General features: G+C 70.9%; 15 protein-coding genes, 1 tRNA gene and 1 pseudogene. 5 read left to right on the top strand and 12 right to left on the bottom strand.

Translation table 11 applies throughout. The features are described from left to right. Positions 1 to 7: 7 nt before the first annotated feature. The 10 genes and pseudogenes from ABIE45_RS05505 to ABIE45_RS05460 all read right to left on the bottom strand — a co-directional run bounded on the left by ABIE45_RS05505 (position 8) and on the right by ABIE45_RS05460 (position 9,205). Complete coding sequence (locus ABIE45_RS05505; protein ID WP_192709618.1) at positions 8 to 1,327, bottom strand: monooxygenase; 1,320 nt, start codon at positions 1,325 to 1,327, stop codon at positions 8 to 10. Between the two features lie 85 nt (positions 1,328 to 1,412). Beyond that, positions 1,413 to 2,828, bottom strand: coding sequence for an LLM class flavin-dependent oxidoreductase (locus ABIE45_RS05500; protein ID WP_192709619.1), 1,416 nt, complete (start codon positions 2,826 to 2,828; stop codon positions 1,413 to 1,415). Between the two features lie 450 nt (positions 2,829 to 3,278). Beyond that, a pseudogene (locus tag ABIE45_RS05495) lies at positions 3,279 to 3,383 on the bottom strand (IS5/IS1182 family transposase); the annotation flags it as partial. 395 nt (positions 3,384 to 3,778) lie between these two features. Continuing rightward, the gene (locus ABIE45_RS05490; RefSeq protein ID WP_192709620.1) at positions 3,779 to 4,153 is read right to left on the bottom strand and encodes a hypothetical protein; all 375 of its coding nucleotides are present in this window, start codon (positions 4,151 to 4,153) and stop codon (positions 3,779 to 3,781) included. Positions 4,154 to 4,294: 141 nt separating this feature from the next. Beyond that, positions 4,295 to 4,627 carry a hypothetical protein gene (locus tag ABIE45_RS05485; RefSeq protein ID WP_192709621.1) on the bottom strand — a complete coding sequence of 111 codons (333 nt, stop codon included), beginning with the start codon at positions 4,625 to 4,627 and terminating at the stop codon, positions 4,295 to 4,297. Between the two features lie 236 nt (positions 4,628 to 4,863). Further along, positions 4,864 to 6,930 carry a GSCFA domain-containing protein gene (locus ABIE45_RS05480; protein ID WP_192709622.1) on the bottom strand — a complete coding sequence of 689 codons (2,067 nt, stop codon included), beginning with the start codon at positions 6,928 to 6,930 and terminating at the stop codon, positions 4,864 to 4,866. A 260-nt stretch (positions 6,931 to 7,190) separates the two neighbouring features. After that, positions 7,191 to 7,556 (bottom strand): response regulator, encoded by a 366-nt coding sequence (locus ABIE45_RS05475; RefSeq protein ID WP_058194980.1) that lies wholly within the window; start codon positions 7,554 to 7,556, stop codon positions 7,191 to 7,193. A 169-nt stretch (positions 7,557 to 7,725) separates the two neighbouring features. Beyond that, entirely contained in the window at positions 7,726 to 8,292 is a 567-nt protein-coding gene (hpt, locus tag ABIE45_RS05470; protein ID WP_192709623.1) for a hypoxanthine phosphoribosyltransferase, read from the bottom strand. Positions 8,293 to 8,439: 147 nt separating this feature from the next. Next, entirely contained in the window at positions 8,440 to 8,763 is a 324-nt protein-coding gene (locus ABIE45_RS05465; protein ID WP_373622186.1) for a hypothetical protein, read from the bottom strand. Positions 8,764 to 9,128: 365 nt separating this feature from the next. Further along, positions 9,129 to 9,205, bottom strand: a tRNA-His gene (locus ABIE45_RS05460). Between the two features lie 316 nt (positions 9,206 to 9,521). Between ABIE45_RS05460 and ABIE45_RS05455 the strand changes: the two genes are divergently transcribed. The 5 genes from ABIE45_RS05455 to paoC all read left to right on the top strand — a co-directional run bounded on the left by ABIE45_RS05455 (position 9,522) and on the right by paoC (position 16,754). Beyond that, positions 9,522 to 11,441, top strand: a complete 1,920-nt coding sequence (locus ABIE45_RS05455; RefSeq protein ID WP_373622185.1) for a chloride channel protein — start codon at positions 9,522 to 9,524, stop codon at positions 11,439 to 11,441. Positions 11,442 to 11,544: 103 nt separating this feature from the next. Beyond that, positions 11,545 to 12,648, top strand: coding sequence for a tartrate dehydrogenase (locus tag ABIE45_RS05450; RefSeq protein ID WP_192709625.1), 1,104 nt, complete (start codon positions 11,545 to 11,547; stop codon positions 12,646 to 12,648). 348 nt (positions 12,649 to 12,996) lie between these two features. After that, positions 12,997 to 13,584 carry an aldehyde dehydrogenase iron-sulfur subunit PaoA gene (gene paoA, locus ABIE45_RS05445; protein ID WP_210331887.1) on the top strand — a complete coding sequence of 196 codons (588 nt, stop codon included), beginning with the start codon at positions 12,997 to 12,999 and terminating at the stop codon, positions 13,582 to 13,584. Further along, positions 13,581 to 14,531, top strand: coding sequence for a xanthine dehydrogenase family protein subunit M (locus ABIE45_RS05440; protein ID WP_192709627.1), 951 nt, complete (start codon positions 13,581 to 13,583; stop codon positions 14,529 to 14,531). The genes paoA and ABIE45_RS05440 overlap by 4 nt, the downstream gene beginning before the upstream one ends. Positions 14,532 to 14,534: 3 nt before the next feature. Continuing rightward, positions 14,535 to 16,754, top strand: a complete 2,220-nt coding sequence (paoC, locus tag ABIE45_RS05435) for an aldehyde oxidoreductase molybdenum-binding subunit PaoC (RefSeq protein WP_192709628.1) — start codon at positions 14,535 to 14,537, stop codon at positions 16,752 to 16,754. 47 nt (positions 16,755 to 16,801) lie between these two features. Here the strand turns inward: paoC and ABIE45_RS05430 are convergent, their stop codons facing one another. Continuing rightward, positions 16,802 to 17,761: an aliphatic sulfonate ABC transporter substrate-binding protein gene (locus ABIE45_RS05430; RefSeq protein ID WP_192709629.1), complete on the bottom strand. Its 960-nt coding sequence runs from the start codon at positions 17,759 to 17,761 to the stop codon at positions 16,802 to 16,804. Between the two features lie 359 nt (positions 17,762 to 18,120). After that, positions 18,121 to 19,092, bottom strand: a complete 972-nt coding sequence (locus ABIE45_RS05425; protein WP_192709630.1) for a bifunctional helix-turn-helix transcriptional regulator/GNAT family N-acetyltransferase — start codon at positions 19,090 to 19,092, stop codon at positions 18,121 to 18,123. Between the last annotated feature and the right edge of the window lie 83 nt (positions 19,093 to 19,175).

Below are 19,175 nucleotides of genomic sequence, written 5' to 3'. Positions count from 1 at the left end.
CCTGCTCCTACGGCGCGGCGGGCAGCACCTGCCCGATCTTCCACTGGAACGGCGGCTCGGTGCCGTTGACCGCGAAGTCACCGACGATGCGGTCCTTGAAGATCCGCGGGTTATGCGAGGCGATCGTCCGCGCGTTACGCCAGTGCCGATCGAGGGCGTGGCGGCGGCTCGTGGCGGAGGCGCCGAGCGCGTCGAACAGAATCGTGGTCGCGTCCAGCACGAGGCTCGTCAGCACGGTCTGCGCCTGGGCCAGCTCGATCTCCGAGGCCACGTTGACCGCCTGGACGTCGGCCTGGGGCAGGCCCCCGATCCGGGCCTCGTAGGCCCGCTGCACCGCCTCCGCGGCCTGGCGGTTGAGGGCGCCCGCAGCGTAGGCCAGCGCGTGCGCGCGACCAACCACCTGAAGCACCTGCGGGTCGGCGCTGGGCCGCGGCCCGGCCGCGTGGGAATAGGTCCGCGCCCGCTCGCGCACGGCCCGTGTCGCCTCGTCGGCGGCCGCCCGGGCGATGCCGGTTAGCGTCGCGAGGTGGACCGCCTGGAAGAAGGCCGTCCCGTAGGCGAAGCGCACCTCTGTGGGCAACGGCTCGCCGATGGCGGGGGCCTCCGTGAACGTGGCGGTGCCGCTGGCGGTCAGGCGCTGGCCGAACCCGTCCCAATCGTCCGCGATCGTGACGCCCGGCCCCTTCGCGGCCACCACCACCGAGGTTTCCTCTCCGTCCTCGCCGGTGCCGACCACGTCGATCCAGTCGGCGTAGAGGGAGCCGGTGGTGTAGTATTTCCGCCCCGTCAGCCTCCAGCCGTCGCCCTGGCGATGGATGCGGGTCTCGAAGGTTCCGACCACGGCCGACCCGGTCTCCGACCAAGCCCCGCCGAACAGGTCGCCGGCCGCGAGACGCGGGATCCAGTGCCGGCGGCGCGGATCGTCGGGGCTGCCGACCGTGTCCTCCGCGAAGCCGAAATGGTTGCGCAGGGCCTGGGGCAGGTTGGAATCGGCCTGGGCCAATTCGGCGAGCAGTTCGAACAGGTCCGGCAGGCTGGCGCCGAGGCCGCCCTCCGCCTCCGGCACGCGCAGGGCGCCGAAGCGGGCCGCCTTCAGCTGCCCGATCGCATCGTAGGGCAGCACCCGCTCCACCTCGCGGGCGGCGGCGCCCGCGCGGATCCGGGCGAAGATCGGCCGGAACCGGGCTGCGAGGGCCTCGTAGCGGGGGCTCGGCGGCGCGCCGCGGGCGGTGCGTTCGGGGGGCCAGGGTGCGGCCGCCGTGGCGGCATCCACGGGCTCGACGTTCGCGGCCTGGTCGGGTGATGGCGCGGGATTCGACAGGATCATCGGTTTCGCAACCTTCGCGGGGTGGAGGATTGGGGTGCCGCCGGATGGCCCGGTCTGCGCGTCCTTGGGCGGACACGGGGCCCCCTCACTCGGCCGCGGCCGCGGCGGCGGGGCGGAGCGCCGCCTCGCGCGCCTTCACGGCTTCGATATCGCGAAAACCGTGGGCCGGATGGGTCTCCGGCAGGGTCGGGCCCCGGCCGAACAGCTTCTCGCGCAAGGTTCCGGGGCGGTAGGCCTTCGGGTAGACGCCGCGCCGCTGCAGCTCCGGAACCAGCAGGTTCACGGCATCCTCGAAGCTCTCCGGCGTGACCGCGTAGGCGAGGTTGAATCCGTCGAGGTCGGTGTCGGCGACCCATTCCTGGAGGATGTCGGCCACCGTCGCGGGCGAGCCGACGAAGACCGGCCCGATCCCGCCGATGCCGCCCCAGCGGGCGAGTTCCGCGATCGACCAGGGCTTCTCGGACGATGAGAAGTGCTCGACCATCGACACGATGGCGTTGGTCTCGACCTTCCGGATCAGGTCGGTCGGCGCGTACTGACCGAAGTCGATACCGCTCCAACCCGACATGAATACCAGCGCGCCGTCATAGGAGGCGTAGGACTGGTACTCTTCGAACTTCTTCTGCGCGGCGGCGTCGGTCTCGGCGACGATGATCGTGGTGAGGTTGTAGATCAGCACGTCGCGGGGCGAGCGGCCGGCGGCCTGTGCCTGGGCGCGCACGTCGGCCACGTAGGCCTTGAGCATCGGTTTGAGCGGCGCGGCGACGAACACGCACTCGGCATGGGCGGCCGCGAAGGCCTTGCCGGGCCCCGAAGCGCCCGCCTGATAGAGCACCGGCGTGCGCTGCGGCGAGGGCTCGCACAGATGGTAGCCCGGCACCGTGAAGTGCCGACCGCGATGGCCGATCTCGTGGACTTTGGCCGGGTCGGTGAAGATCCGCCGGTCCCGGTCGCGCAGGACCGCGCCGTCCTCCCAGCTGCCCTCAAACAACTTGTACAAGACTTCGACATACTCGGCCGCGACTTCGTATCGGTTGTCGTGGCGCTTCAGCCCCTCCTGCCCGAGATTGCGCGCACCGCTCTCGAGATACGAGGTGACGATGTTCCAACCGACGCGGCCCTTCGTGTAATGGTCGGCCGTCGAGAGGCGCCGCGCGAAGGTGTAGGGGTGCTCGAAGGAGGTCGAGGCCGTGATGCCGATGCCGAGATGCTCGGTGGCCAGTGCGATCGGCGCGGCGAGCTGGAGCGGATCGTTGACCGGGATCTGCGCCGCCTGATGCAGGGCGTGCCAGTTCGAGCCCTTGTAGACGTCGTAATAGCCGACGACATCGGCGATGAAGATTCCGTCGAAGATGCCGCGTTCCAGCGTCCGCGCAAGATCCTGCCAGTATTCCAGATCCTTGTACTGCCACGACCGGTCGCGCGGATGGGCCCACAGGCCCGGCGACTGGTGACCGACGCAGTTCATGTCGAAGGCGTTGAAGCGGATGGTTCGCGACATGCGGGCGTCGTACCTCTCGGAGCCTGACGACGAGCAGCGGGACGAGACGGCTTCGGACCGTGCACACAGGTCTTGATCCGTAGCGTGCAACCCTGCCTCAGCAATACGGAGGTCGGCACGCCAGCAGACGAACCGATTTCGACGATTCACCCGCTCTATTCTGTGCATCTCCGCAGGCTCATGAATCGTTTTTCCTGCAGACGATTTCTTGTGCGCCCGAATGTGCCCGTCTCATTTTGTCTTATGCTTCATCTATTCCACAGACGTGAGAAAATGTGCTGTCATAATTCGACGGTCGCGAGGAATGATATTTTGCCCCGGCGACGAGGAAGGAGATCGCCACCCTCGGGATCCGGGCCAAACCGGTTCGCCCGGGACCGGCCCAGGCAGGCGCAGATGAAGCGCACCAGTGATCGGCGGGTCGCTGGCAGCGATTGGCGCGATGGCGGAAGCGAGCCAGACCAAGAGGCGCTCCACGATGCAGCGGCAGCGTCCGAGACGCTCGCCGCTCTCGACGCCGCGGCGCGCGATTCGAGGTGTGAGGCTGCGAGTCCGGCGCGCGCCGGCGCCGGCGGGCGTGGGCGCCACACCCGGGTGTCAGCCGCAGATGGAGCGCCGACCCGCGCGCTCATGTTTCGTTCGGCAGGGTCGGAAGCCGCAGGCGAGCGGCCGGCTTCACGCGCGCACGGCCTGCGCGCTCGAGCAGCCAACACCCCGGACGGCCCCGGTCCGACACGCATCGGGACCGCTCTCGCGCGGGGTGTCTTTCGGATGCCCGAGATCTCCCGCATCCGACCGGGTTTCGTGGCGGAACGGTCCAACGGGCGCGCCGGCCTCGATCCGCGACGGCACCGCCCGCGGCCGTCGGGACCGAGCCTGCGGAAGAACCGATCGGGCGCGGTCAGCCCTCGTCGCCGGCCGCCCTGGCTCGGGTGATCAGGACGGCGCGTTCAGTGGCCGGAGCCGCGCATCAGGCTCTTGATGCGCTGGTCGGCCAAGTCGATCCGGGCGGCGATGCCCCGCCGGATGCACTTGTCGAGGGAATCGCCTGCGTAGAACCCGGTTGTCCGATCCTGATGCCTGCAGGCCTGGACCGGCGGCCAGGAGACCACGCCGGCCACGACCAGGAGCACGACCAGACCATCGACGACGAGCCAGCCCTTCCAGCCGAGCCGGACGCCGCGGCCCCGTCCGGGGGCGCCGCTCCGGTGCGCACGCCGCCCACCCCGATCAGGCCCGACCCGCGCCATACGGGCGCGGAACTGCGCCTCCTCGACGGCATCGGGCGTGTTGCCGGAGGCGGGAGTGAGGGAGCGGCTGGACATGGCGGGCTCGCGGAACGGGGGTGCTGAGGCGGATCGGGTCGGGGGGCAGCGGCGCGGCGCGACGGGCTTTCACGCGCCATCCGTCGGACCGTCGCGGTCAGGAGAAGGCCTTCGGATGCCCCGGCCTCCTGCGAGGCACTGTCAGTCGATCAGGCGCTTCAGGAACGCGAAATTGTCCTGCATCGAGAGAACGCTGCCGAGCAATTCGCTGCGCGCGCAAGCGCCGGCCCCGACGAGCCCGAGCCAGCCTGCGGCGGGACGCCCGCTGCAATCGGCCAGACTGCCGTAGAGGAAGAACGCCGCCGGCAGCGCCAGGGTCGCGAACTTCAGGAGCGCGCCGAGCCGGCCGAAGACCCCCGCCCGCGCGGGCCGCGGCCCGTCCCGGTCCGCGGCCCAGTCCGGCTCCGAGGCGTCCCATTCGTACCGGTCCGGGCGGAGCGGCGGCGCATCGATCTCCCGGTCCCGGCGGTACATGGCGTGACTGTGCTCGGCCTGATCTGATCAGACAAAGACTGCCACGCTTTCATGAAGTCCCGCCTAAGGGGAATGTTTAAGTTCGCCTGAACACAGCCGGCTCAAACGCGCGGGCCGGAGCCGAACGCGCCGGCAGGGACGCCCGATCCCGCCCGCTGCGTTGCGCGTGCCGCATCGGCCCATCAAGCCCAGTCCCGGGAGCGCCGACCGCGTCACCGGCCCGCGATCGGAACCTCTCAGCGCCCCGTGTCCAGAGCTTCCTCGTCGCAGAGGATCTTCGACGCGCGCGCGAACTCGGCCCGCAGCGCCGCATCCTGACGTGCCGCCGACCGGTCGACGGTCCGCAGGTAATGCCGCTCGAAGACCCGCATCACGTGGGCGACGCCGCTCTCCGCGACCGAGCGCAGATCGGCCTCGAAATAGGCGCCGCCGTTGTGCCAGCTGGTGATGATCTCGTAGGAGGGAAAGTAGTCGACCGCCGCGTGGTCCCGACAGATCTCGTCCACGGCCGCCCGCAAGGCGGACTTGCTGTAGGTCGTGGCTTGCAGCACGTGCCGGTCCTCATACGTGGCGACGAGCGGCACCGGCGAGACCGTCAGCAGGATCTTGAGGTCCGGATTGTGCTGGCGGACGAGGCCGATGAACTCGGCCAGATCCGCCCGCACCTCCGCCACGCTCATGTTCACGAACCGATACCGGGACGGGTCCGGCGGCAGCGCGACCACCCCGGGAGCGACCGGGAAGACCGCGCCGTCGACGGTCGATTCCCAGATCTCCGTGAGTCCCACGGTGAAGATGAACAGGTGGCTTTCCTCGAACATCCGCCGCACGGCGGCGAGGTGAGGCGGCAGGGCCTGCGCCACCGCCTGCTCCGACGCGTACCCGTCGGGCTCGATCTGCGGCCGGAACGGGTCGACGAAGCGGCCGTCGGGCCGGGTCCAGGCGACGTCCTGGGGCTGGAACAGCCCGTAGCAGCGGCGGGCGAGCTGCAGCAATTGCCGGGCGCTGTAGATGTTGCCGAACCGGGCGGTGAACAGGTCGGAGCCGCCCGGACCGGATTCCGTGACGTGATAGTTGAACCCGCGGTCGATCAGCGTGCGCGCGATATGCTGCGCGAAACAGCTGCCGGCGGTGGCGATCCGGTCGGCGGGGGTGAGCTGGAAGCCGGGCTTCGTCACCGGATCGAGATCCGCCGACGCAACGCCCGCCACCGACCGCCGCCAGAAATGATGATCCGGCAGCTTCGCGTAGGGATTGGCGCTGCGCCGGGGCGTGGGACGCGCCAGGTCTTCCAGGTCGCGGTAGCGGTCCGCCTGCTCGGTCAGCCGGGCGACCTGGATCGCGGCGCGATCATGCGCCGCGTACAGGGCGAAGGCACCACTCACGAACCCTTCGAGGTCGAGGATGCGGCCGGGTGTGCCCGGCGCCTTGAAGTCGTAGCTGCCCGGGAGGCCGAGGCGGTCCGCCACATGCGGGTAGACCGGCCAGACCGGACCGGACAGGAGCGGATCGGCCAGGAACCGCTCGACATGGCGCACCGAGACGGACAGGTCGGTCGGTGCGAGCACCGCCTCCGCGATGCGCCCAAGCGCGGCGAGCGTCGGGTGGTTGACGGCATGGCAGAACGGGGCGAGCCGCCTCAGATCGCCCAGCAGCGCCTCGCCGTCGAGCCCGGCCCGCGCGAAATCCTCGGCGAGATAGGCATCCGCGCTCGCGGCGTGGTCGAAATAGCCGAGCCGGTCGAACACCTCCTCGCGGAACAGGTTGATCGTCTGCCCAATCGTCAGGCCGCGCAGCCACCCGTAGAGGACCAGCGCCGAATTATACTCGTGAAGGGGGCTCGCGAGCGGACCGTCACCCGCCCGCGCATAGACCAAATCGGGGTGAAACCCCGAGTGGTAGAAGGTCGGCCAGAGCCGCAGGCGCTCGGCCTGCCGCGCGGGGATGATCTCCCGGTTGTCGGCGAGCGCGGCGAATTCGGTCTGGAGCAGGACGAGGTCGCTCGCGGCGACGGTCTCGGTGCTCATGACCCCGAGATGGACACCGTGGATCTCGGCGTCCGGCAGCATCGTGCGCAGGCACAGGGCCAGGACCGGCGCCTGGCAGTTGCCCATGACGGTGATGCGCGTGACGCGCGGGTCGGGCGGCCCGGCATATTGCACGCGTCCCTCGCGACGCCCGTGAAGCTCGAAATGGAGGCGCGCCGACATCCCCGCCGCCCGCACGTCGGGATTGGCCGCGAGATAGCCTTCCGTGTTGAAGGTCTCTTCGGTGGGGACTTCGAGTCGCGTGTCTGAGGTCATGGTCAGGCCATCAAGAGTCCCACGGACCGCGCCTGTCCCGGCCGGAGCCGATGGGCGGGCGGGCGCCGCATCGGTGCGCCGTCGCTGGGCGGACCATATCCCAAAGCCGCCGCGCCGCGAGGTGCCGAGGACGACGAGCGGACGCGCCCTCCGTGCAGACGTCCTCCCCTCCTGCGGCGCCCGAGGGGATCAGCCCTGCGGCGCACCGACGGCCGTCCCGCGCGGAGCGGCCCGCCGCGCCGGTCCGGAGGCCCGGCTGTTCAGGCGGCGAGCGCCCGCCTCACCGTGGCGCGCAGGTCCGCGAGGGAGAACGGCTTCGTCAGCACGTCGGTGACGATGGCGTCGAGCCCCCGCGCCCGCTCGCGCTGGTCGGCGAAGCCGGTCATCAGCAGGATGGTCAGCTCCGGGAAGTCGCGCTTGGCGGCGAGCGCCAGGGCGATGCCGTCCATGAGCGGCATGCGGATGTCGGTGAGCATCAGGTCGAAGCCGCCATCGGCCTCGTTGAGCCGGTCGAGCCCGTCGCTGCCGTCATTGGCGGTCACGACGGCGTGCCCGTCGATCTCGAGCCCCCGCTTCAGGAAGCCCCGGACGGTCTCTTCGTCATCCACCAGAAGGATGCGCGCCATGTGGTCCCGCAAACGTCCCCGATCCCGCGAGCGTCCCGCCGCGATGACGCCTAGCTCTTGAGGAGACGACAGACGCCGACGGATCCGCCGCCTGTCAAGACGTTGCGTTCCGAAACCGCCGCCGCCGCGCGCGGAGAGGCCAAAATGTCGCGCCCTGTTGCGAGCCGGCTCACGGGTCGAACAGGTCGGGATCCGCGCTGCCGTAATCGACCACGCCCACGAAGGGCAGCTGCCGGAAGGCGTGGGCCGCGTCCATGCCGTAGCCGACGACGAACACGTCGGGGCAGGTGAAGCCGACGAAATCCGCATCGATCGTCACCGCGCGCTTGCCCGGCTTCTCGAGGAGCACCGCGGTGAGCACCCGCCGCGCGCCGCGCGCCATGAGCAGATCCTTGGCGAAGACGACGGTCCGGCCGGATTCCAGGATGTCGTCGACGAGCAGGACGTCCCGCCCGCGGACTTCGCTCTGCACGTCGCGCAGGATCTCGACCTGCCCGGTGGAGACCGTTCCGGTGCGATAGCTCGACAGGTGCACGAACTCGACCTGCGGCGCGAGCCCGACCCGGTGCAGGGCCCGGAGCAGGTCGGCGGCGAACATGAAGCTGCCCTTGAGCACCGCCACGACGAGGAGGTTCTCCGGCCGCGCGGCCAGGATCTCCTCAGCCAGCTCGTCGTTGCGCTTGGCGATCGCCGCCTCGTCGAACAGGATTCGAACGCGCCGTTCAGGGATGGTCATCTCACGTGTCCCGGAAAGCCCGGCCGCGGGGCGGGACCCGCCGCCGCGATCGGCACCGGTCTTAGCGCCCCCGGCGCGCCGGGGAAACTCCGGATCCACGAGATGGGCGGCCGTGTCACCGGCCGGGAGACGCCGGCCCCGGAGGCGTCAGGTCTCGGCCGCCGGCCGGAACGGGCGCAGCAGCCGGATCAGCCGGCCGGTGCGCGGCGCCGGCCGGTCGTCCGCGTCCGTCACATCCGGACCGGCTTCCGGATCCGCGCCGTCGGCCGGCTCGACGTGACGGACCTGTTCCAGGACATCCGTCACGATGCCGGGAATCGGGCGCTCGTGCTCTTCGAGAAGGAGCGACGCGGTCCACAGCCGGCCGGCATCCGCCAGCGGAAGCGTCCCGCGCGTCAGGCGCTCCATCAGCATCCGGTCGGCCAGAGAGGCCGCCAGCGCGCTGACGATCTCAAGTTGATCCTGCTGCATCCTGCTATCCATATCGGTCTTCACCCATATGAAAATAGTCAATCCCCGCGGGGCCATCACCTTAAGCGGTCAAATTAGGCGATTCTATAACATACGCGCAAATTCAACTGCGGACTGCCGGCCGCGGGAGCGCGCGGGCCATTGCCTTCTACCGGAGCCCGCACGGGCGAAGATGGCGCGTCGCGCCGTGCGCATGCTCGGGCGCGATCATCACCGGATCGGAGAGGCGTCTCGCGCACGCTCCGGGGCCGTGGATCGAACCCGATGCCGCGATCGGCCGGTTCCGCGGGAGCGCCGGATCCGGCCCCGTTCAAGCAAAAGGGGTCGGCGATCCGCCAACCCCTTGCGCTGTCGAGCTGAATGGATGGTACCACCGCCCCGGCTCGAACGGGGGACCCCCAGATCCACAATCTGGTGCTCTAACCAACTGAGCTACGGCGGCACTGGCGGGCGGTGTATCGTGGCCCGCGGCAGTTTTCAAGGCATCCGCGCACGGGGATGTGGGGCCGCTGGACACAGGGCCGATTCGGCGCCCGGGCCCTGCGCGGAATGCGGCGGCCGCGACGTCGCGGCGTGCCGACGCGGGCGACCGGATGGCCGGCATGGCCCGGCGGCTCTGCCCCGCACCAGGGTCCGGAGCCGCGCTCCGCCGGGGCGGGTGTGTTTGCAACGTGGACGGCCGGGGCTCTAACTGCGACCGGAAGGCCGATGCGTCGCTGGGACCGCGTCGCGCCGAGCCGGGGGCGACGAGACGGACCGTGAGCGCGCGACAGCCAGCGGCGGCCGCGGGCGGGGGGCAGGCCTCCGCCGAAAAGCCAGGGCGGGCGCAGGCCCGGCCGGGCCGCCGCGCCCGTCGGCGCTGGACCGGTGCGGGTCTCGTCCAGGCCCCGGGACGGCTGCGCAGCCTCGTCCGCCGCAGCGAGGGCGGCCTCGTGGCGCTCGCGACGCTCGTCGGCTGTGTCTCGGGGATTGCCGTCTCCGCCATGACCTGGCTCACCCAGACCCTGCGCGAGCTGCTCTACGGGTTGCCCGCGGGAACGCGGCTCAGCGCGGCCGACGCCGTGACGCCGACGCTCCTGCTCGTGGGGCCCTGCCTCGGCGGCGCGCTGCTGGGGCTGGTGATCCTCGCCGCCGCTTATCTGCGCGGGCCCCGCAAGCGCCCGGCGATCGACCCGATCGAGGCCAATGCCCTGCATGGCGGCCGCATGTCCCTGCGCGACAGCGTCTACCTCGCCCTGCAGAACGTCATCTCGAACGGATGCGGCGCCTCGGTGGGCCTGGAAGCCGGCTACACGCAGATCGCCTCCGGCCTCGCCTCGCGGCTGGGAATCGCCTTCGAGGTGCGTCGGAGCGACCTGCGCACGCTGGTCGGCTGCGGCGCGGCCGGCGCGATCGCGGCGGGGTTCGGCGCACCGCTGGCCGGCGCGTTCTACGCCTTCGAGCTGATCATCGGCACCTATTCCATCGCCACGCTCACGCCGGTGGTGGTCGCGGCGCTATGCGGCAACCTCGTCTCCCGGTCGCTGATCGAGACGCAGCCGCTGGTCGACCTCGGCGACATGCAGGCGGTCACGACCTCGCACGTCACCAGCATGGAGATCCTGCCGAGCCTCGCCCTCGGGCTGGTCTGCGCGGCCCTCGGCATCCTGATCATGCGCGGAGTGACCCTGGTGGAGCGGCTGGTCCAGGCCTCCGGCCTGCCGCGGGCGGCCGCCCCGGCCTTCGGAGGCCTGTGCGTCGGCGCCCTGGCCCTGCTGGCGACGCCGCAGGTGCTCTCGGGCGGCCACGGCGCCCTGCACATGCATTTCGCCGCCGAAGGCCAGGGCCACGGGATCGCGGCGCTCGCCGCTCTGTTCGCCGCCAAGGCCACGGCCTCGGCGATCTCGATCGGCTCCGGATTCCGGGGCGGCCTGTTCTTCGCCTCGCTGTTCCTCGGCGCCATCGCCGGCAAGCTGTTCGCGGTCCTGGCCCCCGAGCTGGTGCCGCCGCTCGCGCAGTTCGGCCTCACGCCGCTGGCCTACGCGGTGATCGGCATGAGCGCGCTCGCCGTGGCGATCATCGGCGGCCCGCTGACCATGACGTTCCTGGCGCTGGAGGTCACCGGCAGCCTGCCGATCACCGGGGTCGTGCTGGCGGCGGTGATCGCGTCCTCGCTGACCGTGCGCAAGACCTTCGGCTACTCCTTCGCCACCTGGCGCTTCCACCTGCGCGGCGAGAGCATCCGCAGCCCCCACGATGTCGGCTGGATCCGCTCGCTGACCGTGGGCCGGCTGATGCGCCGGGACCCCGGCACCGTGGCGGTCGAGACGCCGCTGCCCACCTTCCTGCGGGCGCATCCGCTCGGCTCGCCGTCCCGGGTGATCGCGGTCGACGGGCGCGGGCGCTATGCCGGCATCGTCAACGTCCCCGAGGCGCACGCGGCCGCGCGGGACGCCGCCGCCGACGCCCAGCCGGTGCTCGCCGACCTGCTGCTCCACACCGGCGACTTCCTGACGCCCAGCATGAACGCCAAGGATGCCGCCGCCGCCTTCGACCGCACCGAGAGCGAGGCGCTCGCGGTGGTCGACGGGCCCGAGACCCGCCGGGTGCTGGGCCTGCTCACCGAGAGCCACACGCTCAAGCGCTACAGCGACGAACTCGACCGCCAGCGCCGGGCCATGGCGGGGGAAACCGACTGATTGTCAGGCCGGGGAGTTGACCGCACACAGGCGAGCAACAATCACCCTGGCGCCTGCAACCAGGGGTCCGCAAGGCCCGAACGCCGTAACCCGTGGAGGATCCATGCCCGGCCAAGAGACAAGCCCGCAGACCGGCCAGCAGCGCCGCTACCGCATCGCGGTCATCCCCGGCGACGGCATCGGCAAGGAGGTGGTGCCCGAGGGCGTGCGCGTGCTGGAGCAGGCCGCCAAGCGGCACGGTTTCAGCCTCCAGCTCGACTGGTTCGATTTCGCGAGCTGCGACTACTACGAGACGCACGGCCGGATGATGCCGGAGGACTGGAAGCCGCAGATCGAGAGCCACGACGCGATCTATTTCGGCGCGGTCGGCATGCCCGAGCGGGTGCCCGACCACATCTCCCTGTGGGGCTCGCTGATCCTGTTCCGGCGCGAGTTCGACCAGTACGCCAACCTGCGCCCGGTGCGGCTGATGCCGGGAGTGAAGTGCCCGCTGGCCGACCGCAAGCCGGGCGACATCGACTTCTGGGTGGTCCGGGAGAACACCGAGGGCGAGTACTCGAATGCCGGCGGCCGGATGTTCGCCGGCACCGACCGGGAATTCGCCCTGCAGGAGACGATCATGACCCGCCACGGGGTCGACCGGGTCCTGAAATTCGCCTTCGAGCTGGCCCAGAAGCGCCCGAACAAGCACCTGACCTCGGCCACCAAGTCGAACGGCATCTCGATCACCATGCCGTACTGGGACGAGCGGGTGAAGGAGATGGCCAAGGCCTATCCCGATGTGCGGTGGGACCAGTACCACATCGACATCCTGACCGCGCATTTCGTCCTGAACCCGGACCGGTTCGACGTGGTGGTGGCCTCGAACCTGTTCGGCGACATCCTGTCGGACCTCGGGCCCGCTTGCACGGGCACGATCGGCATCGCGCCGTCGGGCAACATCAACCCGGAGCGGGTGCACCCGTCGGTGTTCGAGCCGGTCCACGGCTCGGCGCCCGACATCGCCGGCCAGGGCATCGCCAACCCGATCGGCCAGATCTGGTCGGGCGCGATGATGCTGGAGCATCTCGGGGAGCACGCCGCGGCCGCCGAGATCGTCAGCGGGATCGAGCGGGTGCTCTCGGAGCGGACGCTGCGGACCCGCGACCTCGGCGGCAACGCCGATACGGAGGCCTGCGGCAAGGCGGTGGCGGAGGCGTTGGGCTAGGCCCCGGCCTCTCCTAGCCGATCTCCGGTTCCCGCCGTCGCCCCGGAGGGCACAGCGCGTCGTCCCGGGGCGGCGCGGGCACGAGCCGGCAGACAGGATCGTCGTCCCGGCGCGGGGTTCTCCGCCGGGACCGGCCGCGCGCGCCCTCCTGCCGGAACGCCGCAGACGAGCCCGCCCCCCTGATCATTGCGCCCGCGCGCCATACCTTGGAGCAAATCCAGGGTGTCGGTGTTTCCCTGGGGCATCCCGCCCGCGACGGGCCGGCCCGTGCCGGTCCTCTCTCCTGCCTCAGGCCGGGAGATCGGGGTGCAGCGTTCGCGACGTGATGATCTGAACCGGAGAGACTTGATGGTGGGAGCTACCGCCGCCGCGGCCGGCGCGCCCGAGGGCGCAGGTGCCGGAGCCGTACGGACCGACGAACCGGTTCTCGCGAAGGTCACCCTGACGGTGAACGGCCAGCGCCGGGACCTCGAAATCGACACCCGGACCAGCCTGCTCGACGCGGCGCGCGAGCACCTGCACCTGACCGGTTCCAAGAAGGGCTGCGACCACGGCCAGTGCGGTGCCTGCACCATGATCGTCGACGGCCGACGCATCAACGCCTGCCTGACGTTGGCGGTCATGCACCAGGGCGCCGAGATCACCACAATCGAGGGGCTCGGCCAGCCGGACCACCTGCACCCGATGCAGGCGGCCTTCGTGAAGCACGATGGCTACCAGTGCGGCTACTGCACGCCGGGCCAGATCTGCTCGGGCGTCGCCGTCCTCGAGGAGATCAAGGCCGGTATCCCGAGCCACGTGACCGCGGATCTCGAGGCCGCCCCCCAGGTGACGGAGGCCGAGATCCGCGAGCGCATGAGCGGCAACATCTGCCGCTGCGGCGCCTATTCCAACATCGTCGAGGCGATGACCGAGGTCGCGGGAGCGCGGGCATGAAGTCCTTCACCTACGAGCGCCCCGGCACGCCGGCGGAAGCCGCCGCGGCCATCGCCGCCACGCCCGACGCCAAGTTCATCGCCGGCGGCACCAACCTCCTCGACCTGATGAAGCTGCAGATCGAGAGCCCGCGCCACCTCGTGGACGTGAACGGCCTCGGCCTCGACACGGTCGAGGCGACCGAAGCGGGCGGCCTGCGCATCGGCGCGCTGGTGCGCAACACCGACCTCGCCGCCCACCCGCGGGTACGCAAGGATTACGGGGTCCTGAGCCGGGCGCTGCTCGCGGGCGCCTCGGGCCAGCTGCGCAACAGGGCGACCACCGCCGGCAACCTGCTCCAGCGGACGCGCTGCCCGTATTTCTACGACACGGCGCAGGCCTGCAACAAGCGCGCGCCCGGCTCCGGCTGCGCGGCGCTCGACGGCGTGAACCGGTCGCTTGCGGTGATCGGCGGCAGCGAGGCCTGCATCGCCACGCATCCCGGCGACATGGCGGTGGCCATGCGCGTGCTCGACGCCACCGTCGAGACGGTCGACGCCTCCGGCAGCGGGCGCAGCATCCCGATCGCCGAGTTCCACCGCCTGCCCGGCGACGAGCCGCAGCGCGACACCAACCTCAAGCCCGGCGAGCTCATCACCGCGGTGACGCTGCCGAAGCCGGTCGCCGGCACGCATATCTACCGCAAGGTCCGCGACCGCGCCTCCTACGCCTACGCGCTGGTCTCGGTGGCGGCGATCCTGGGCAAGGACGGCAGCGGCCACGTCGCCTTCGGCGGCGTCGCCCACAAGCCCTGGCGGGTGGAGGCGGCCGAGGCCGATCTCCCGAAGGGCGCCAAGGCCGTGACGTCCCGGGTCTTCGCCGACGCCAAGCCGACCCACGAGAACGCCTTCAAGCTGACGCTCGCCGAGCGGACGCTGACCGCCGCGCTCAACCAAGCGAGGGCCTGAGCCATGAAGTTCGACACCCCCGCGGGCCCGAACCCGATCGACCGCCTCAAGGTCGTGGGCCGGCCCACCGACCGCATCGACGGCAAGTACAAGACCACCGGCACCGCGCCCTACGCCTACGAGCGCCACGACGTGGCGCCCAACGCCGCCTACGGCTACGTGCTCGGCGCCGGCATCGCCAAGGGCCGCGTGCGCCGGATCGACACCGCGGCCGCCAAGGCGGCCCCCGGCGTCATCGCGATCGTCACCACCCTCGACACGCCGCGGATCGAGCGCGGCGTGATGAACGTCGCCTACCTGTTCGGCGGCGACGTGATCCAGCACTACCATCAGGCCATCGCCGTGGTGGTGGCCGAGACCTTCGAGCAGGCCCGGGCGGCGTCCTTCCTGGTCGCGGTGGAATACGCCCCGGAGGACGGCGCGTTCGATCTCGCCGAGGCGGCGAAATCGGCCAAGCCGGTCCCGGCCGACAGCGGCGAGGGCAGCGGCGGCGACGGCGAGGAGCGGGTCGGCGATTTCGAGGGCGCGTTCGCGCAGGCCCCCGTGACGCTCGACGCGACCTACTCGACCGCCGACGAGAGCCACGCCATGATGGAGCCGCACGCCACGACCGCGGCCTGGAACGGCGACAAGGTCACGCTCTGGACCTCCAACCAGATGATCGGCTGGGGCCATGGCAGCCTCGCCAAGATGCTCGGCCTGCCCAAGGAAAAGGTCCGGCTCGACGCGCCGTTCGTCGGCGGCGGCTTCGGCGGCAAGCTGTTCGTGCGCGCCGACGCGGTGCTGGCGGCGCTCGCCGCCAAGGCGGCGGGGCGGCCCGTGAAGGTGGCGCTGACGCGCCCGCTCATCGCCAACAACACCACCCACCGGCCGGCCACGATCCAGCGGGTCCGGATCGGCGCGACCCAGGACGGCACTATCACGGCGATCGCCCACGAGAGCACGTCCGGCAACCTGCCGGACGGCGATCCCGAGACGGCGGTGAACCAGACCAAGTTCCTCTACGCGGGGGCAAACCGCCTGACCGCCATGAAGCTCGCGCGTCTCGACCTGCCCGAGGGCAACGCCATGCGGGCGCCGGGCGAGGCGCCGGGCCTGGCGGTGCTCGAGATCGCCATGGACGAGATGGCCGAGAAGCTCGGCCTCGACCCGGTGGAATTCCGCATCCGGAACGACACCCAGGTCGATCCGAACCAGCCGGACCGCCCGTTCTCGCACCGCGACCTCGTCGGTTGCCTGAAGCTCGGCGCCGAGAAGTTCGGCTGGGCCAAGCGCAACCCGAAGCCCGGGCAGGTCCGGGAGGGCCAGCGGCTCATCGGCCTCGGCATGGCGGCGGCGTTCCGCAACAACATGGTGCTGAAGTCGGGCGCCCGGGTGCGGCTCGATCGCGACGGCAGAGTCACGGTCGAGACCGACATGACCGATATCGGTACCGGCAGCTACACGATCATCGCACAGACCGCGGCCGAGATGATGGGTGTGCCCCTCGACCGAGTCGTGGCGCGGCTGGGCGACTCGGACTTCCCGGTCTCGTCGGGCTCGGGCGGCCAGTTCGGCGCCAACTCGTCGACCGCGGGCGTCTACGCGGCCTGCGTGAAGCTGCGGGAGGCCGTCGCGCAGAAGCTCGGCTTCAACGCCACCGACGCGGTGTTCGAGGACGGCGAGGTCCGCGCCGGCAACCGCGCGATCCCGCTGGCCCAGGCCGCGGCCGACGGCGAGCTGGTCGCCGAGGACGCGATCGAGTTCGGCAAGATCTCGAAGGTGCAGCAGGTCTCGACCTTCGGGGCGCATTTCGTCGAGGTCGCGGTGGACGCCTATACCGCGGAAGTGCGGGTCCGGCGGATGCTGGCGGTCTGCGCGGCCGGGCGGATCCTCAACCCGAAATCCGCCCGCAGCCAGGTGATCGGCGGCATGGTCATGGGCACCGGCGCGGCCCTGATGGAGGAGCTGGCCGTCGACACCAAGCGCGGCTTCTTCGCCAACCACGACCTGGCCGGCTACGAGGTGCCGGTCCATGCCGACATCCCGCACCAGGAGGTGTACTTCCTCGACGAGGTCGACCCGATGTCCTCGCCCATGAAGGCGAAGGGCGTCGGCGAACTCGGCATCAGCGGGGTCGGCGCCGCGGTGGCGAACGCGATCTACAACGCCACCGGCATCCGCGTGCGCGACTACCCGATCACCCTCGACAAGCTCCTCGAGCGCATGCCGGACGCGGCCTGAGCGTCACGCGGGGACGTCCACGGCGGATGTCCGCGTCTCCCGATGAGTCAGGTCCGGGGCGGCGTCCAGACCGCGTCCCGGACCTGGATGGCGCGCGGGATCAGCCCGAGCCGGTGAAATCGGTCGGCCGTCGCCTGCTGCTTGGCGAGGAGCGCCTCCGTGACCGGGCCGACGCCGAATTCCGTGCGATCGGCGACGCCCTTCTCGATCGCGTACGGCACGCCCGTGACGGTCGCGAGCGCCTGCGCCACCTGATCCCGGTGGGCCTCCGCCCAGGAAGCCGCCTCCGCCATGCCCTCTACGGCCGCCGTCACGATCCCAGGATACCGGTCGGCGAAGGTCCGGCTGGCCAGGAAGAAGTCCGACACGGCGTGCGTCTGCCGGGAGGTCGTGAGGATCCGCGTGTCGTTCTGCGCCTGCGCCAGGGCGAGATACGGATCCCAGATCACCCAGGCCTCGACGCTGCCATTCGCGAAGGCGGGGCCGGCATCGGAGGGCAGCAGGTAGGCCGGCTTGACGTCGGAGACGCTGAGGCCCGCCTTCTCGAGCGCCGTCACCAGCAGGTTGTGGGAACTGGTGCCGCGCCCGACCGCGACCGTTCGGCCCTTGAGGTCGGCCACCGTCCGGATCGGCGAGCCCGCCTTCACCACGATGGCCTCGCCCTCGCCGGACAGCACCGAGGCGCCGACATAGACGAGGGTGCTGCCGGCCGCCTGGGCGAAGACCGGCGGCGTGTCGCCGGCGAAGCCGAAATCGAGGCTGCCGGCGTTGAGGGCTTCGAGCAGCGGCGGTCCGGCCTGGAACTCGACCCAGCGCACCGCGATGCCCTGCGGCGCCAAGCGCTTCTCGATGGTCCCCTGCTGGCGCGCCACCACGACCACGCCGACCTTCTGGTAGCCGATCCGAAACTCCCTGGGTGCCGCCTGCGCGGCCGCGCCCGTCGCGGTCGCGAGGCCGGCGCCGAGGGCAACAAGCAGGGCCGCGACCCGGCGTCGTGTGGTCGTCACGCGGAGATCTCCTTCGGCAGAAAGGCGGGCGCTCGGCCCTGGACGAACCGGCCGACCATGAATCACGGCAGGCCCATCCGGAGCATCGCCAAGATATCCCCCGGCCCGCAGAAAGAGGTTCCGTATTTTCAGGGCAGACCGGAACGTCTTTCCGAGGCCGCTTCCATAACGGGAGCGTCGGCCTGTGCTTCTCCGTTACTGATCTGCCGTCGATCCTGCAGATCCGCCGAGGCTGCGCAGCAAGACTTGCCCGGCACGACCGGGCCGGTTCGGGACATGATACCCATCCGGCAGATCGAAGACCTGCGCGACCGGAGCCGGTACGCTGGATGATGGCGGCCCGCCTGCGGCCATCCCGGTCACGGTTCGTAGCGCATTGCCACGTTGCAGCGGGCGTAGCGTCGTCCGAAGCGGTCCATGATCTCGGCATCGTGCCGGAACCCGACCTTCTCGTAGAGATGGATCGCCGCCGCGCACGCGGTGTTGGTCAGCAGATAGAGCGTCTCGATGTCCATCGTCCCGGCGCGGGCCAAGACGGCGCGCAGGAGGTGCTCGCCGGCCTTCAAGCCGCGTGCCCGCTCCGACACCGCCATCTTGGTGAGCTCGAAGCAGCCCGGACTGGTGGTCATCAGCGCGCAGGTGCCCACGACTCCCAGACCCTCGGCCTCGACGAACAGGATGAGACCGCCCCGATCCAGGATCTCGCCCCGGGGATCGGACAGGATCCGGCGGTCGTTCTCCTCCAGGGCGAACATCGCCGCGATCCACTCGGCGTTGATGGCGTAGAAGGCCTCGGCCAGATCGTCCACATAGTCGCGGATCGTGAGCGCCGGCCGCTCGCCGCCCGCGCGGGGGCCGGCCTGGACGCGCGCCGCGAAGGCGCGGTCATCGAGCCGGTGCTCCAGCCCGGCGAGCTGGTCCAGCAGCGGACCGGTCAGGCCGTCGCACAGGTCGGTCACGGCCGCGTGGACCCGGGGCCACAGCGTCGCCTTGGCGCGCGCCATCAGCACCCGCCCGGCGGCGCTGAGCGACAGGGCCTTCTGGCGCAGGTCGCGGTCGGAGCGGGTCTCGGTCAGGAGCCCGGCTTCCACGAGGCTGGCCGCCGTGCGGGTGACGGCCGGCTGGCTCACACCCAGCGCGAGCGCGGCCTCGTTGACGGTCATGGAGCCGTAGCGATCGACCGCGGCGAGGAGCGGGAATTGCGCCGGCTGGATCCCGAGCCCCTCCTCCCGCAGGATCTTGGTCGCGTCCCCTTGGAACCGGTCGGACAGGCGCTTGAGGCGGCTGCCGAGGAACAGGGGCCCCAGGTCGTGCAGTATGTCGGCGCTCATGGCATCGCTCCTGAGCGCGATATACATAACACGTTATGGATGTGACAAGCCGGCCCCGGGCGTATCTCCGGAGCGCCGCCGCC

This window comes from Methylobacterium sp. OAE515 (assembly GCF_041806315.1).
GTDB lineage: Bacteria > Pseudomonadota > Alphaproteobacteria > Rhizobiales > Beijerinckiaceae > Methylobacterium > Methylobacterium tardum.
The sequence above is the reverse complement of the archived record's forward strand: the minus strand, read 5'-3'. Positions and strand labels throughout refer to the sequence as shown.

Excerpts from the sequence above, each read along its gene's own strand:
- ABIE45_RS05505 (WP_192709618.1), bottom strand. The coding sequence starts at position 1,327 with ATGATCCTGTCGAATCCCGCGCCATCACCCGACCAGGCCGCGAACGTC.
- ABIE45_RS05500 (WP_192709619.1), bottom strand. The coding sequence starts at position 2,828 with ATGTCGCGAACCATCCGCTTCAACGCCTTCGACATGAACTGCGTCGGT.
- ABIE45_RS05490 (WP_192709620.1), bottom strand. The coding sequence starts at position 4,153 with ATGTCCAGCCGCTCCCTCACTCCCGCCTCCGGCAACACGCCCGATGCC.
- ABIE45_RS05485 (WP_192709621.1), bottom strand. The coding sequence starts at position 4,627 with ATGTACCGCCGGGACCGGGAGATCGATGCGCCGCCGCTCCGCCCGGAC.
- ABIE45_RS05480 (WP_192709622.1), bottom strand. The coding sequence starts at position 6,930 with ATGACCTCAGACACGCGACTCGAAGTCCCCACCGAAGAGACCTTCAAC.
- ABIE45_RS05475 (WP_058194980.1), bottom strand. The coding sequence starts at position 7,556 with ATGGCGCGCATCCTTCTGGTGGATGACGAAGAGACCGTCCGGGGCTTC.
- hpt (WP_192709623.1), bottom strand. The coding sequence starts at position 8,292 with ATGACCATCCCTGAACGGCGCGTTCGAATCCTGTTCGACGAGGCGGCG.
- ABIE45_RS05465 (WP_373622186.1), bottom strand. The coding sequence starts at position 8,763 with ATGCAGCAGGATCAACTTGAGATCGTCAGCGCGCTGGCGGCCTCTCTG.
- ABIE45_RS05450 (WP_192709625.1), top strand. The coding sequence starts at position 11,545 with ATGCCCGGCCAAGAGACAAGCCCGCAGACCGGCCAGCAGCGCCGCTAC.
- paoA (WP_210331887.1), top strand. The coding sequence starts at position 12,997 with ATGGTGGGAGCTACCGCCGCCGCGGCCGGCGCGCCCGAGGGCGCAGGT.
- ABIE45_RS05440 (WP_192709627.1), top strand. The coding sequence starts at position 13,581 with ATGAAGTCCTTCACCTACGAGCGCCCCGGCACGCCGGCGGAAGCCGCC.
- paoC (WP_192709628.1), top strand. The coding sequence starts at position 14,535 with ATGAAGTTCGACACCCCCGCGGGCCCGAACCCGATCGACCGCCTCAAG.
- ABIE45_RS05425 (WP_192709630.1), bottom strand. The coding sequence starts at position 19,092 with ATGAGCGCCGACATACTGCACGACCTGGGGCCCCTGTTCCTCGGCAGC.